At 37.3% G+C, this 16384-nt stretch carries 11 protein-coding genes and 1 tRNA gene; 7 read left to right on the top strand and 5 right to left on the bottom strand.

The window, feature by feature from the left end; all coding sequences use genetic code 11:
- Window positions 1-55: 55 nt before the first annotated feature.
- Together ABWU67_RS03370 and ABWU67_RS03375 are read left to right on the top strand one after the other, a co-directional pair.
- Complete coding sequence (locus ABWU67_RS03370) at window positions 56-3268, top strand: UvrD-helicase domain-containing protein (RefSeq protein WP_353282191.1); 3213 nt, start codon at window positions 56-58, stop codon at window positions 3266-3268.
- A gap of 217 nt (window positions 3269-3485) precedes the next feature.
- The gene (locus ABWU67_RS03375) at window positions 3486-3632 is read left to right on the top strand and encodes a hypothetical protein (protein ID WP_353282192.1); all 147 of its coding nucleotides are present in this window, start codon (window positions 3486-3488) and stop codon (window positions 3630-3632) included.
- On the opposite strand, the gene ABWU67_RS03380 is transcribed toward ABWU67_RS03375, so the two are convergent.
- The 4 genes from ABWU67_RS03380 to ABWU67_RS03395 all read right to left on the bottom strand — a co-directional run bounded on the left by ABWU67_RS03380 (window position 3633) and on the right by ABWU67_RS03395 (window position 6371).
- A complete protein-coding gene (locus ABWU67_RS03380) occupies window positions 3633-3923 on the bottom strand; it encodes a GIY-YIG nuclease family protein (protein WP_353282193.1) in 291 nt (96 codons plus the stop codon). It lies immediately after the preceding gene.
- Between the two features lie 277 nt (window positions 3924-4200).
- Entirely contained in the window at window positions 4201-4875 is a 675-nt protein-coding gene (gene radC / locus ABWU67_RS03385) for a RadC family protein (protein WP_006280440.1), read from the bottom strand.
- Between the two features lie 792 nt (window positions 4876-5667).
- A complete protein-coding gene (locus tag ABWU67_RS03390) occupies window positions 5668-6264 on the bottom strand; it encodes an RDD family protein (protein ID WP_353282194.1) in 597 nt (198 codons plus the stop codon).
- Window positions 6265-6288: 24 nt separating this feature from the next.
- Window positions 6289-6371 (bottom strand) — tRNA-Leu (locus ABWU67_RS03395).
- Window positions 6372-6485: 114 nt separating this feature from the next.
- Here ABWU67_RS03395 and ABWU67_RS03400 point away from each other — a divergent pair.
- Both ABWU67_RS03400 and ABWU67_RS03405 read left to right on the top strand, forming a co-directional pair.
- Window positions 6486-7937 carry a replicative DNA helicase gene (locus ABWU67_RS03400; RefSeq protein WP_341822130.1) on the top strand — a complete coding sequence of 484 codons (1452 nt, stop codon included), beginning with the start codon at window positions 6486-6488 and terminating at the stop codon, window positions 7935-7937.
- 115 nt (window positions 7938-8052) lie between these two features.
- On the top strand, window positions 8053-9168 hold the full coding sequence (locus tag ABWU67_RS03405; protein WP_353282195.1) for a hypothetical protein: 1116 nt from the start codon (window positions 8053-8055) through the stop codon (window positions 9166-9168).
- Between the two features lie 73 nt (window positions 9169-9241).
- Here ABWU67_RS03405 and metG read toward each other — a convergent pair whose 3' ends face one another.
- Window positions 9242-10879, bottom strand: a complete 1638-nt coding sequence (gene metG / locus ABWU67_RS03410; protein ID WP_209472839.1) for a methionine--tRNA ligase — start codon at window positions 10877-10879, stop codon at window positions 9242-9244.
- Between the two features lie 419 nt (window positions 10880-11298).
- Between metG and ABWU67_RS03415 the strand changes: the two genes are divergently transcribed.
- The 3 genes from ABWU67_RS03415 to ABWU67_RS03425 all read left to right on the top strand — a co-directional run bounded on the left by ABWU67_RS03415 (window position 11299) and on the right by ABWU67_RS03425 (window position 15748).
- Window positions 11299-12645 (top strand): IS110 family transposase, encoded by a 1347-nt coding sequence (locus tag ABWU67_RS03415; RefSeq protein WP_341821667.1) that lies wholly within the window; start codon window positions 11299-11301, stop codon window positions 12643-12645.
- A gap of 18 nt (window positions 12646-12663) precedes the next feature.
- On the top strand, window positions 12664-13401 hold the full coding sequence (locus ABWU67_RS03420; protein ID WP_353282196.1) for a reverse transcriptase domain-containing protein: 738 nt from the start codon (window positions 12664-12666) through the stop codon (window positions 13399-13401).
- Window positions 13402-13954: 553 nt separating this feature from the next.
- Window positions 13955-15748 carry a reverse transcriptase/maturase family protein gene (locus ABWU67_RS03425; protein WP_353282197.1) on the top strand — a complete coding sequence of 598 codons (1794 nt, stop codon included), beginning with the start codon at window positions 13955-13957 and terminating at the stop codon, window positions 15746-15748.
- Window positions 15749-16384 lie beyond the last annotated feature (636 nt).

Here is a 16384-nt window from a genome sequence, read left to right on the forward strand (position 1 = left end):
ACATTATATGTATAATGCTATTCTAGTCAACTTTTATAAGGTTCTCGCACTTCTGATGAGATCAAATGCCATAAATCCTAATTTCTCTGTGTGGGTAAATGCGTCCGCTGGTACAGGCAAAACAAAAATCTTAATAGACAGAGTATTGAGACTTTTATTAGAAAACAAAAGAAATATTCTTTGCTTAACATTCACCAATGCTGCAGCAAACGAAATGGAGAATCGCATTCACAGCATACTCAGTAAGTGGGCAATATGTTCAGATAGTGTGTTGGCAGCAGATCTAGAACAACTAGATTTCTTTCCAATGTCATCCCAGTGCGTGACACTGGGATCCAGAAAAAATAAAGATTATTTAACAAGAGCAAGAAGGCTTTTCTCTGAACTGGAAAATCTTGGTCTAACTATACAAACCATACACGCTTTCTGTTACAAATTAATCTCCAGCTTTCCTATAGAATCTGGCATTGCTCCAAATTGCACGCTGAGTGAATGTAAAGAATTACATTCCATCATATTCAATAAAGTGCTTCATAACGAAACTGTGCAGGATGATATCAACCTTATTGCAACTGAAATTGATGAAAATAAACTACGCGATTTGCTTTATACTTTATGTGTAAAAAGATCAGCGTCAGCAAATGATTCGAAATATATCAAAGATAAATTGAGCGCCCCAGATGAAATTCATGACTTACAGAGTGAAACAATTGAGCACGTGGAAAGACTAGCCGAGATATTAAGTGAAGGCAGTAAAAGAGATCAGAGTTATAGTGAAATACTTTATTCTACTGTCATCCCAGCTGGGATCCAGAAGAAAAGAACCAGCGTCACGCGCTGGAATGACACTAAAGTAGAAAACCTAGCCAAGGTATTTCTAAAATCAGAATCGCACGAAAAAAAGAGCATATCATCCATTGCAACAAAAAGTATTTTGGAGAAATTCAAAGATGCAGAGCAAATAATAGAGAGCGTTCAGAATGTAGTATTTACCCATATAAGAGACATGAACTCTTATCAAATATTCAAGAGAACCAGTAGCTTACTTGGTGTATTTAAAGTATATGTTGATTTGTATAATAGTGAAAAATCAAAAAATGCACTGCTTGACTACAATGATATAATCAACTTAGCAACAAATCTTCTTAGCAATCCAAACTATAAAGATTGGATATTGTTTAACTTGGATCAAAAAATAGATCACATCCTTGTTGACGAGGCACAAGACAATAGCATCAGCCAGTGGAAAATTATAACAAATCTCTGCGATGAATTTTTTGCCGGTAATGATGAAAAGCGAACCTTATTTGTTGTTGGTGACGTAAAACAATCCATATACAGATTTCAAGGAGCAAATCCCCATCTATTCAACTATATGCAACAATACTTTCATACGAAAACTGGTGGTAGAGATTGGATATCATGCCAACTTGAAAAGTCATTTCGTTCAACTCCAGAAGTTTTGATGCTTGTAGATAGAATATTTAATAACTTCCGCGCAGAAATATCTTTTAATGATAATGAAATAAAACATGTTCCACATAGAGAAAATGACCAAGGATATATTGAAATTTGGCCAGCGTTACCAAGGCGCAAAGAGAAAGAACAGCGAGCTTTACAAATTCCTCTGACATGCAAGGAAGGTTATACAATAGCAGATCGATTACTTGCTCAAACAATAGCTAACAGAATTCACAATTGGTTAAATGAAGGGCGAATTTTAGTCGCTAAAGATCGCCATATAGAGCCAAGAGACATTATGATTTTGGTGCGACAACGAAACGTGTTAGTTGATTACATAATAAGCGAACTTAAAAAAGCAAATGTGCCAGTTGTAGGCCGGGATTATTTTAGAATTATGGACTATATAGCCGTGCAGGACTTAATAGCTTTGGCCGAATTTTTACTCCTCCAGGCAAATGATTTAGCTCTTGCAAATGCTTTAAAATCACCGTTATTCAATTTTACCGAGGATGATTTATTTAACATTGCATATGATCGTAAAGAGCATTCACTATGGGAAAGAATTCATGATTATTCTGTGGTTATCTATAGTGAATTAAACTATCTCATTAACTTATCTCGCATAGAGTCTCCTCTTACACTATTTACGCATATATTACGTACAGGTAAGAAGAAATTTGCTGCAAGGCTAGGTCTTGAGTGCTTTGAGGTCCTAGACGAATTTATGAACCTCGTGTTGCAATTTGAAAACCCATCTCTTCAAGCGTTTGTTCAATGGATCAAGGAGAATAATCCGGAGATTAAGAATGATATGCAATCAGAACGCAATGCTGTGCGAATAATGACAATTCACAAATCAAAAGGTCTGCAAGCTCCCATAGTATTTTTGGTTGATACAAACACAGTGCCAAGAAACAGTGAAAGCATTATCTTTGATGGAACGGAAGCACCATTTTGGTGTGGAAAAAACAACAACGCTTATTGCGATCAAGTAAAAAGAGAGAAAAAACTAGAGGATTATAATGAATATTTGCGTTTATTATACGTAGCACTCACGCGTGCTGAAGATGAGTTATACATCTTAAGTAAAGAGCCAGTGCAAAAGGGCTCTTGGTATGATCTAATCACTAAGTATGGAGAACCATATGAAAAGAAACAAAGGGGTTTACGGCCAATATTTAAAGAAAAAGTTGAAGTATTATCCGTGAATGCAAACTACCCTTACATTTATAAAAAACGTGATTACTTTGACGTTCCGGTCATTTCCCTTCCGCCAAACCTATCAATGTCATTCCAGCGCGTGACGCTGGAATCCAGTGAAAAAGAAGGAGCAGAATGGATCCCAGTGTCAGCTACTTGGATGACAGATGGTTATGCAAGAGGCCTGATTATTCACAGCATATTGCAGTATATGCCCAAGATAGAAAAAGAAAGGAGAAAAAATTGGGTCAGAAAATACCTTGATAACATCAGCGAAGATAAGGATGAAATTTACAGTAAAATATTAGCCTTTAATGAAAAATATGGCTATTTGTTTGACTTGGAAGGCAAATCAGAGATTACACTGAGTGGAACAATTGATGGCAAGTCAGTATTAGTACGACTAGATAGGCTATGCATAACGCAAGATAAAGCAATCATAATTGACTACAAATCACACCGTAACGTTTCTGTTTCCTTATTAAATGAAATAAAAAAACAGATGTTAATCTATAAAACCTTAGTACAAGAAATATATCCAAACAAGCAAGTAGAGTGCGTGGTTATTTGGGTGGAAGATTTAACCATTCAATCTGACTTTTAACGAAACTTGATTGCAAGAAATAGCTACTACGTCATACCACCGCGAACCGTCATCCCGCCGCAGACCGTCATACCGCGATTCATTCGCGGTATCTCAGCCGCTAACACGTAGCGGAATGACAGCAGTCCTACGTCATACCGCTGCGGATAGATCCCGCTAACAAGTAGCGGGATGACGAATTATAGCTCTTTTTACAATAATCCGAACAGACCGTAATATGCTACTGGCCTGCTATAGCCATAAACACATATCTTATCGCATTCGGACTATTATAAGAAAGGCTATACTTAACTGTCATACCACCGCAAACCGTCATACCGCCACGGTATCTCAGCCACTAACAAGTAGCGGGATCTCAGCATAGCTATCTTAAAGCTAAGTAATATAAGTCAATCCAGCTAGGATTCTTTTGATTGATCAAATTAATTTTCCACTGCCTTAGCCATTCTTTCAGGCGCCTTTCTCTTGCAATAGCTAAACTTATATCTTCAAACTCTTCAAAACATACAAGTTTATTTACATTATATCTTGATGTAAAACCTGAAACAATTTTGTTTTTGTGTTCCCAAATCCTCTTGATCAAATTTGCAGTTACACCAATATATAATGTGCTATTAGCTTTATTTGTAAGTATATAGATATATGATAACTTCATCTTAATCGTTTATAGCTAAAGTAACTGAGGTTTACCAACATTATACTACACCATCATACCACAATAAATCTTACCGTCATGCCGCCGCAGATAGATCCCGCTAACACGTAGCGGGATGACGAGTTACTATACCGCGGCGGTATCTCAGCCGCTAACAAGCAGCGGGATGACAGCAATCTACGTCATACCGCGATTCATTCGCGGTATCTCTTAGCCGCTAACACGTAGCGGAATGACGATTGTCGGTAAATCTAAGTTACTGTAGCTATAAAGGCTTTCACAACAACCTATTTTCCTTGAAACTAAAATAGCTACTGAATGTAATAATAATGTGATCTATTAATTCTATTCCTATACTTTGGCAAGCTTCTGCTAGTTGTCTAGTGAGAGATATATCGCTATTTGAAGGTTGTGTATCTCTGCTTGGATGATTGTGAGATATTACAATGGATGTTGAACCAATCAAAAGTGCGCGCTTGATGATCTCTCTGACATAAAGAGGAGTTTGATCTACTGTACCAATATTTTGCAGGTCTTCCGCTATTAGACGATACTTTTTATTCATATAGATGACGCGAAAATTTTCCTTATTGAGGCTTCCTATACTTATTCTTAAATAATCAAGCAATTTTTCCCAGTTATCGATTATAGGCAGGTCTTTTATTTCTTCTCTTGCAGAACGAACAAAGGCTTGTTTTACACAAAAGATGGCAGATATCGCTGCATTGCTGACACCATCAACGTTTTGCAGCGCTTCCAGGTCAGCATTAAAAACTTTATTCAAACTGCCAAAATTTTCTATCAAACTCTTTGCTATCGGCTTTACATCAATTCTACTATATGCTGAATATAAAATGTGCTCTAAAACCTCATAATCAAGTAATGATTGTCCATTATCTAAAATAATTTTCTCCCTTAGGCGCTTTCTATGCCCCTTTTTGTAATTTTTCATCATCAATGAATTGCTTATCTCTTGTATAATAAGAAATTAGATTTTTAAGTAAAATATTTAATAAAGCGCATGACGCACAATTGTAAAAACATTCATTTTTGAAGACAGCAAATGGTGTCATGAAAGTAGCTGACGCGAGCTCTACGTCATACCGCCGCAGACCGTCATACCGCGATTCATTCGCGGTATCTCATCCGCTAACAAGAGATCCCGCTAACAAGTAGCGGGATGACGAATTACTTAACCGTCGTGCCACCGTGAACCGTCATACCGCGATTCATTCGCGGTATCTCTAGGTCCCGCTAACAAGTAGCGGGATACTTGATCTTTACAGGGATGACGGTTGTCGTTTAGCTACAAACATTAAGAAATTTACCAAATGAAAAAAAAGGCAAAAGAAGCCCTAGTCATTGTCTATTTTCAGTATTTGGCGTTTTTTAAATCTTAAACACTGCAATTTAGCTGCTTTTAAACGCAACTCACCTTAGTTTAAATGTTTAAGAAATTTACTAAGCAGAAAAAAAGGCAAAAGAAACCCCGCGTTAGCTAGTTGTCACTCTCTAATCCTGCAAATTGGCGTACTATACTGTCTTAAACGACTTATAAGCGCGTTTCAGCTTATATAGGTAAAAACCCAGAAATGTTGTGAAGACATAAGGTGCACATAGTGCAAAAAATTAAAAATAAGACGCCAACTACGTTGTTTTCTTGCTGTTTAATCTGCACAGATGAAGATAACTGAATACCTTCACTATCATGATAAAGGGGCTGGCGAAGGGTGTCAAGTAGTTTTTAGCTCTGCCTTCTAAGGCTTTTACTCGTGACAACCACTGTGCCTGCGATCTTATCGTGCCAAGTTTGACAGCGTTTGTTGAAATTTGACCATAAAAAGCCCAAGAACAATGGTGCAACTGACAATATAAAGGAAAAAAATCTCTTTGTTGCTTGTTTTAGGGTCATCTTTTCGAAAGTTTGTGCATCTACAACTCTAAGCCCAAATAATAGTTTTCCAGGTGTAGTAGCAAACTTTACCCACATATATATTACATAGCAAAAGAGCATAATAAACTGGACTATTTGATTTAGGATTAGTAATTTTATAAGTCTACTCTGCGTTGTCTTTTCTTCCGCAGACAGTGGTGCTTGCATTGGGGATTTTGCAGCAATTTGACTTAATATTTTGCTATCCTCTGAGTTCATAAAGAGCTGATTTAAGGCTTGGCTGCAAAACTGCAAGAACAAAACGATAATAATTAAATCAAGCAATACTGATATATAGCGCCTGAGGCCCGTTACATAACATATCCCATCTTCATCTTTCTTTACCTTTTGAATAACATTTATAGAAGAAAAAATAGAAAATAAACGATCAAAAAATTTATGTAACATATATACACTTTCCAATATTTAACGTGCCCCTGGCCGGACTTGAACCAGCATGCTTTTGCAAGCAACAGATTTTGAGTCTGCCGTGTCTACCATTCCACCACAGGGGCATTAAGTTTTAATGCTATAGGCAACACGGAATTAGTCAAATTTTTTTGCCTTTACATCTTTCAAATGAGGACTAAATATTCTACAATAATCAACAGTTACTCTCAAAACTTAAAATGAATGAATTAGCTAGTCTCTTGGGTTCAAGAAGTGTAGACAAGGAAATATGTAAATTACCGCATAATCTAGAAGCTGAACAGATGCTTATTGGTGCAATGATTCGTGATAATAGAATCTGTGATGCAGTTGAAGACACAATTACAGCAGAAAATTTCTATGATCCACTGCATCAAAGTATTTTTACGCAAATATCTAAAACCAGGAAACATGGCATAATTGCCAATGAACTGAGCCTCAAAATGTTTTTTGAGAACGACCAAGCGTTTACCGAGTGTGGCGGGGTAGAGTACTTAGCAAAGCTTGCAGCGAAGGCAAGTATTGCACTTGATATTTATAGTTTGACTAGAATAATCCGTGATACTTACTTAAGGAGATGTTTAATCAAGCTCGGGCAAGAAATAGTTGGTGATAGCTACAACTACGATATTGAAAATCCTGCACAGGCGCAAATTGAACAAGCAATGACAAAATTGTTCAATTTGGCAGTAAAAAAACAAGGTGAGAAAACATATATAAAACTTGCAAGTTCAATTAAAGATGTAGTTGAGAAGATCAGCACACTGAAAAATAATCCAGAAGCGCTAGGCGTTACAACCGGACTTCAAGATCTAAATCAGCTTCTTGGTGGTCTACAAAAATCTGATTTATTAATTTTAGCTGCAAGGCCTTCTATGGGTAAAACAGCATTGGCGCTAAACATCGCACTTAATGCTTGTAAGATGTTGCAAAAAAGAGCAGATAAACAACACCATGTAGCGTTTTTCTCACTTGAAATGTCAGCAGAACAATTAACGGCAAGATTGATTACTATAGATTCAGGAATTAGTTATTATAAGGCATTAACCGGGAGAATTAGTGATTTTGAATTGCATGAGTTTATCAATACTAGTACAGAATTATCTGAACTGCCTTTCCTCATAGATGACACCCCTGCACTATCAATTAGTGCCCTTCGCACCAGAATACGCTTGCTGTATCAATTATATAATGTAGAAGTGGTATTCATTGATTATTTGCAGCTAATCAGAGGAACAACAAAAAGGAGTAATGAAAATAGAGTGCAAGAAATCTCGGAAGTGACGCAGGGTTTGAAAGCAATTGCAAAGGAGCTAAATATTCCCATTGTTGCACTATCTCAGCTCTCTCGTTCTGTTGAGCAGAGGGATGATAAAAAACCACAACTTTCTGATTTACGTGATTCAGGGAGCATAGAGCAAGACGCAGATATAGTAATGTTTCTCTATAGAGAAGAGTATTATGAACTAAGAAAACAGCCAAATGAAGGAAACAATAAACATCGGGAATGGCAAGAGAAAATGGAAAAAATTAGAAACATTGCAGAGCTCATTATTGCAAAGCAGAGAAATGGACCAATTGGCAGTGTGAAGCTATATTTTGACTCTAACAGAGGTGCATTTAAAGATTACACGGAAAGGCATAGTTCATAGCTTGGCAGCAATCTTCTTGTTCCCAAGTTTATCAATTATTTTTTTTTATGTAAAGATAGCTTGGTAACTTCTTAAAAATCCTTTTATAATGGTATTATATTTTATAATACGTGAGATGATGAATAAAAACAATGTACCCTATCTTATAGCTGGTGCTCTGGCTACTGCAACTTTGTTAGCATCGGGAGTGTTTGCTGCAGCTCCTTATATTGGTTTCTTAGCTCCAGTTGCAGCATTAAGTGTTGGCTTGCCATTTATTATTGGTTATGCTGTGTTTTCTGTTGTAACTATTGCACTTTCGTATAAAGCAATTAGTGAGAACAAAACAAATTCTGAGTTAAAAAATAAAATGAAAGCTCAAGAGCAAACAATTTCTGGGCAAAAAACTCAACTAGCTAAAAAAGAAGCGGAAGTAAAAGCTAAAGAGGAAGAAAATTCTAAGTTAAAAGATCAAGTACGCACTCAAAAGCAGAAAAGTTCTGAGCAAAAAACTCAACTAGCTGAAAAAAATAAAAAGATAGAAGAAGACAAATTAAAAGTGGCAATTGCTGATGGCACTGTTCAGCTTGCAAAAGGAACAGTTAATAGCGCTGTTTGGTTTGAAAAAGAAGCAGTTAATGGTGTCTTGTATTCTGGCAAATATGCTTACGATAATTATGTGCCATCAACTGAGTCTACAAAAGGAACACTTAGTGGTATTGGAGGTGGCTTGAAAAATACTTATGATGCGTCAATTGCATCTGTAAGAGGAGCACTTAACAGCGTTGGAAGCAGCTTGTACAGTAGGATTTATGGTACTAAGGTTTCTAGTCCGGAAGAGCAGTTTAAGCGTGAAGATGGATCTAAACCTAGCATGCAAGAACTAACTCGTTTGGATTATTTAAATCTTGAGGTTCTTTCCAGTGAGCAAAAGCAACGAGCTAATAGTTTGGATTATTTAAATATTGATAACGTTCCTAAGCAACCTGATCATTTAAATGTTGATGCTGCTAAAAGTTATTTAATGAGTCTTTCTGAGGATCAGGATGTATTTTATGATGCAGAATCTGGTGATGAAAAAGGTACTGAGATTTCTAGCCCAGAAAGTCAGCCAACTAAAGAAGAAAATGGTCAAGGCTGGTTTGCATGGAGCCTAGGAAAGGTTAAGTCGGCAATGACGGAAGTAGTAGTGATAGATGCTGATGTTACTAAACCATATTTTGCTAAAGTAACTAAGGCACTTGCCACCTAACTTGAATATGTAGACAGCGGTGTGCACCGTTGTTAACTAAAGATAATCCCATCCAGGAGAAATAGTTTTTACACTATTTCTCCTCTTTAGCATCAACCCTCAAAAAAACCGGCGTAGGTTTAGGCAGCGTAATGCCTAAGCTTACGCATGCGTTGCACAGAGATTTTAAATCTTGTTGCTCTTTCGGGATTTGCAGTTGATCAAGTATCATTTCCGCTGACCTCGGGACAATTGGCTGCAATAAAATGCCTATTATCCTGATATATTCCAGTAACTTGTAAATTACTAAATTCATGCGCTCTCTGTCAGTTTTGCTTAGTGTCCAGGGTGCACTTTTGTCTATGTAGGCATTTGCTTCAGAAGAGATGTTGATGATTAGAAGTATGATATGGTTAAATTCATACTTTGATAAATGGTCTATCACTTGACCTAGTATAGCTTTGCAATTTGGCAAACTTTCTTCACCTTTAAGTAGGCTTTGATCGATTGTTGGTACAATTCCAGAACATTGCTTGTGTAAAAATGAAATTGTTCTTTGTACTAAATTGCCTATGTTGTTTGCCAGTTCTGAATTTATCCGGCTGATCATATTTTTCTTACTAAAGTTACCATCCTGGCCGAAGCTTGCTTCCCTGAGGAGAAAATAGCGTAGCTGATCAACACCAAACTCTTGAGCGAGGCCAATTGGATCTATGACATTACCAAGGGACTTGGATATTTTCTCTCCCTCGTTCAACCACCAACCATGAACTGCAATTTGTTTTGGCAGTGGCAGGTCTGCTGCAAGGAGAATCGCTGGCCAATATACAGCATGAAAGCGCAATATGTCTTTACCGATTACATGAACGTTGAAAGAGTTGTCAGCTAGGTTTGCAGCGCTTGACACTGGAATCTGCGTTTTCCCTTGGTTTGGTGTCATTCCAGTGCTTGACACTGGAATCTGTGTTTCTGGTTCTGCCCAAAACCTCTTATATTCCTCACCTTCAGTACTAGGGAAACCTATTGATGTAAGATAATTGGTTAATGCATCTATCCAGACATAGATTACGTGTTTGTCATTACCTGGTACTTTTATTCCCCAGTTAAAACTAGTGCGAGAGATTGAGAGGTCAATGAGCCCTGATCTTACAAACGATATCACTTCATTTCTTCTGCTCTCAGGAAAGATAAAACTTGGCTGATTTTTATAGAGTTCCAGTAATTTTTCTTGCCAGTTTGATAAGCGAAAAAAGTAACTCTCTTCTTTTATCCACTGGACCTCAGCACCTGTTGGTGCTTTGCCATCTATCAGCTCTGACTCCTGATAAAATGCTTCATCACGAACTGAATACCAACCCGAATAGGAATCCAAATATATTTGCCCTCTCTCTTCAAGTCTATTCCATAAAGCTATAACTGCTTTTTTGTGACGTTCCTCCGTAGTGCGAATAAAATCGTCATACTCAAAATTCATGAACTTAGCCAATTCTTTAAATGAAACGCTCACTTCATCTGTAAATTCTTTTGGCTGCATTTCCTTTGCTTTAGCTGCTTTTTCTATTTTTTGTCCATGTTCATCTGTACCGGTGGTAAATTTGACATTTTTCCCAGCTAGTTTCATGAACCTTGCCACCACGTCACACAAGAGAGAAGTGTATGCATGACCAATATGCGGCTTATCGTTTACGTAATATACTGGCGTGGTGATGTAAAAGTTCTCGAATTGTTCCATGGTTTAGCATTTTGATAAAAATCAACTGAGTTAATTATAGTATTAAAAAGGCAGTAATAAATAAATATTGATTGGGTTAAGCATAATTTTTGAAAAAAGCTATTTACTGAAATTTTATTAAAATAAGAAACAATCAGGCATGATTATTGGAAGCCCAGAACAGATAAAATCTGTAAAACCAAAAAGAAACTCCCTCTTTACTTTATGTTCTTTGGGTATAGTGTTATGAAGAAGCGCTTCTGCAGCTATAACCGAAACAATCAATGGTGCTATAAATGCCCGTTTGAAAGCATGGTTTTGGGGGAAATGGTAAAACCATTGATGGAGTTCTTTTTGGGCTACCTCGTTTAGAAGATTGTATAACCTAACCGTCCCAAGCTGAAGTGCTTCTTATCATAATAATATAGGAGGGATTTTATATGGCAGAAGCAAAAAGTAAATTAAAAACAATAAACCTTGATGCAGCAGGGATTGATATTGGCTCGACTGTACATTATGTATGTGTACCTGAAGGAAGAGATGAACAACGTATCCAAAAATTTGGGTGCTTTACAGTAGATCTACACAACTTAGCAAAGTGGTTAAAAAAGTGTCAGGTTAGAACTGTAGCCATGGAGTCAACTGGAGTATATTGGATTCCCTTATTTCAAATATTAGAATCACATAAATTTGAAGTAAAATTAGTAAATGCGCGACATGTCAAAAATGTGCCTGGTAGAAAGTCTGATGTTCAAGATTGTCAATGGCTGCAACAATTGCACAGCTATGGACTGCTTCAAGGATCATTTAGACCGGATAATCAAATGTGTGTACTGCGTAGTTACGTTAGACAACGTGCTAATCTAATTGAAAATGCAGCTAAACATACTCAACGTATGCAAAAAGCGCTAATTCAAATGAATATTCAATTACACAAGGTTATTAGTCATATTACTGGGATAACTGGTATGAAAATCATTGAAGCTATAATTGAAGGCGAAAGAGATCCTGAGAAATTGGCTAAATTCAGGGATGCACGAATAAAAAATGATCAGTCTACTATAGCAAAAGCGTTAGCTGGTGATTATAGAGAGGAACACTTGTTTGTGCTAAAACAAGAATATGCAGCATATACTTTTTTTCAAGAGCAAATAACGGGATGTGATAAAAGTATAGAAAATTACTATAAAACATTTGAAACAAAGTCGAATGAGAACAGGGCATTGAATAAGACACGAAAGAGAAAACAGAAGAATAGTCCAGATTTTGCCGTAGATGAAGATTTATATCGAATAACGGGGATGGATTTTACTAGAGTTCCAGGACTTGATGTATTAAGTATACAGGCTGTCATTTCAGAAACAGGTATAAATCACAATAAATGGAGGACAGAAAAGCATTTTTCTTCCTGGCTCGGATTAAGTCCTGCTAATAAAATTACAGGAGGGAAAATTATTGGAACAAGAACTCGTAAAGTTGTTAATCGTGCTGCAACTGCCTTGCGACTTGCTGCTCATTGTGTATCAAGAAGCAACACTGCACTTGGTGCATACTGCAGGAGGTTAAAGAAGCGACTAGGGATACCAAAAGCGATCACTGCTACAGCAAGGAAATTAGCATGTATTTTTTATAATATGCTAAAATATGGACAAGAATATGTAGAAAAAGGAATGAACTATTATGAAACACTCTACAAAGAGAGAGTAGTCAAAAATTTGACTAAAAAAGCAAAGGAATTTGGTTATATACTAATGAAAGAGGAGCCGATAGATGAAGAAGGTTCTTAGGAGTTTCTTAGAAGATGGATGAAAGCTCCAATTCAGCAAGCAGATGGCAACAAGGTAGTAAGGGATAAGGGAGTTCCGCAAGGGGGTTCAGTTAGCCAGATCATTTCAAATATATTTATGCATCATGCATTTGATATGTGGATGAAACGAAACTACCCAACAGTACCATTTGAAAGATATGTGGACGATGTGATAGTGCACTGCAAAACTAAGGAACAGGCGGACTTTATGCGAGCAGCAATCGAAGAAAGATTGGCACAATGTAAGCTAAAATTACATCCTGAGAAGACGCAAATAGTGTATTGTAAGGATGATAACAGGAGAGGTGGGTTTCCAATACAAAGTTTTGACTTCCTAGGCTATACGTTTAGACCTAGGTTAGCAAAGAACAACAAAGTAGGAACCTATTTTGTCTCGTTTCTACCTGCGATTAGTCACAAGGCCAAGAAAAAGATCTGTCAAGTCATAAGGTCATGGAAAATACGCAGACAAACATCAACAACTTTAGAGGATATATCGAAGAAAGTAAATCCAATAGTCAGAGGCTGGTATCAGTACTATGGCAGGTTTTACAGGCAAGAAATATACAAACCTCTGAAGAACATAGAGCGGCAACTGGAAAAGTGGGTCAAAAGAAAGTACAGGAAGCTTCGAACTCGTGGAAAACTAGCAAGGCAACTTCTAGGAAGAGTAAGAAAGGAAAATCCAGATACTTTCTACCACTGGACGTTAGGGTTAGGTCAGAAGACTGAATAATGGAAGCTGTATAAATCGAGAGGGTGCGCCGTGGTACGCATTAAGAAATACTTAGCGGAGCTAAGCGGGGTTCAGAATAAATGGCCTCGAGGTGAACAACTAACTTTAACCCGAAAGGGAAGGAGGACAAGAGCATGTATGTAAAGCGAGAGTTATCTGAAGATGTGTAAGGTAACGGCTTGCAACACCTGATCAATATGGTTAAAGCTAAACTGCTTGAATTCTAATCTTCAGGGGTGGGATTTCACATCCATGGGTATCACATTTAAAACCCCATGTCTACAGTAAGCACAAATTAAACTTTCGTTTGTGTGACATTCTGGCTGTAGAACGATAAGTAGTGAACTTATTTAAGAGGATGAATAGAAAACCTAAGTTGATCTAGAACAGTTCTTAGTGACGGAACATGGGATGACCTAAGGAACGCGAGTTCTATGGTTACGGAGTCATCGTAGTAGTCGTGAAAGTAACGAATCACCGGGGAGTGTGGGAAAGCCACATACAGGGCAAAGGGTGACAGATAATTGAATGTTGAAATTGGGAGGTACGCAAGATGCGGAAAGCTGAAACAATACTTAACATTATACGTGAACGTGGAAAAAGAAATTTGCCGGTTAAAAACGTATATCGCCTACTCTATCAGCGTGATCTTTACCTTCGGGCGTATGGCAAACTTTGTCGTAATAAAGGTGCTATGACAGAAGGTGTGACAGTTGAAACAGTTGATGGTATGTCTTTGGAAAAGATCGATAAAATCATAGAGGGTTTACGCTATGAGCGATATCGGTGGACACCAGTAAAACGTATCTATGTTTTAAAGAAGAGTGGTAAACGCAGGCCGTTAGGGTTGCCAACATGGTCAAATAAGTTACTTCAAGAAGTAATTCGATTAATATTGGAAGCCTACTATGAGCCTAAATTTAGTGAATGTTCACATGGATTTCGACCAAAGCGTGGATGCCACACTGCATTAAGAGCAGTAATGCAAAAAGGCAGAGGTACAAAATGGTTTATAGAGGGAGATCTCAGTGTATGTTATGACTCAATTGATCATACTATGTTGTTGAAAATACTGAGTGAAAGCTTCCAAGATAACCGTTTTATTCAGCTAATCAATCGACTGCTAAAAGCAGGATATATGGAAAATTGGAAGTACAATAAGAGTCATAGTGGGGTACCACAAGGTTCTATTATTGGTCCAATTCTGAGTAACATATTACTCGATCGGTTAGATAAACATGTGGAGCATATACTAATACCAGCAAATAACCGAGGTAAGCGAAGAAGGACAAATCCAAAATATTTAAGGTTAACCATGCAAGTATCGATCATGAGAAAACAAGGGAACTGGGATCAAGCAAAACAACTGCGTCAATTAGTGCAGGGTATGCCATCTAAGGATTCTTGCGATCTAAATTATCGACGTCTTTGGTATGTTAGGTATGCTGATGATTTTCTGGTAGGGTTTGCAGGACCAAAGAATGAAGCTGAACAAATTAAGAATGAGATTGCTGGGTTTCTCAATGAGGAGCTCAAACTTATGCTTAATGAAGATAAAACGTTTATTACACATGCGTGTGATAGCAAAGCCAATTTTTTGGGTTATGAAATACATGTTTTGCATGCAGATGATAAACATGATCATCGGACACAACGATGTATTAACGGTAGTATTGGGTTACGTGTACCACATCATATAAAGCAGAAAAAGTGTTCTGAATATATGCGTTGTGGTAAACCGATACATTTACCTCAACGTACAATTGATACAGCTTACAGTATTGTTGCTCAGTATCAAACTGAATATCGAGGAATTGTACAATACTACAAAATGGCCTACAACCTTCACACACTAAGCTATCTGAAATATGTGATGGAAGTATCATTAGTAAAGACTTTAGCATCTAAATACAAAACAACTTGCAGGAAAATTTATAGAAAATTTGGTGCGACGATCGAAAATGATGAAGGTGAAAAACGAAAAGTCATCCAAATCAGAGTAGATCGTTTACCATCAAAGATACCATTAATTACACACTTTGGTGCTGTGTTGCTAAAATGGAATAAATGGGTAAGCATAAGTGATAACCTTATACCAATATGGAATAAGCGTAGTGAAATAGAGCAAAGACTATTGGCACAAACTTGTGAATTATGTAAATCACAAGAGCAGATTGAAGTACATCACGTACGTAAACTTGCTGATTTGCTAGGTAAACGTAATACTGAACTACCGGAATGGAAAAAGAGAATGATTGAACGACAGAGGAAAACTCTTGTTGTTTGTCATGAATGCCATAAGAAAATCCAATATGGAAAATATGATGGTGACTCCTTAAAACGTTAGATTATTGGAGAGCCACGTGATACGGAAACGATCATGCGTGGTTCGGAGAGGGGTTGTTGGAAAAGTACTTAACAAGTAACTCGCTGGCTGCCCACTCTACTTTATAGCTCTTTTTACAATAATCCGAACAGACCGTAATATGCTACTGGCCTGCTATAGCCATAAACACATATCTTATCGCATTCGGACTATTATAAGAAAGGCTATACGTACAGTTTTGTGAGGGACTGGTGGGGAAGTTCCGCCGGTCTACTCTCCTGATTTCTATTACAATTTGCATATTGATTATGCTATTTTTTGGATCTAGCCTGGCAAGTTAATAATAATTTAACCAATTGCAATTAAAACAGCTATAAGGTTAATTATGAGGCAAAACAAAAATTTTTGAATGGAACGATCTTGACAAGTGCTACGTTGAGATAAGTTTTGCATAAAAATACTGCTTTTACGGTGTGAGGCTAGAGGTTTGTAAAGCAGTTAGCAGGTTGTCATCTAAGTAGCGTGACCAGAGCTAGATTCCGCGAACACGCCGCGGAATGACGACTATGCAATATGCGTTGCGGAGTGACGATTATGGTCATACCGTCACGGTATCTCACAAACATGTAGCAGTAATGACAAAATCTCAAGTTATAT

The organism is Wolbachia endosymbiont (group A) of Aleiodes leptofemur, assembly GCF_964028465.1.
GTDB lineage: Bacteria > Pseudomonadota > Alphaproteobacteria > Rickettsiales > Anaplasmataceae > Wolbachia > Wolbachia pipientis.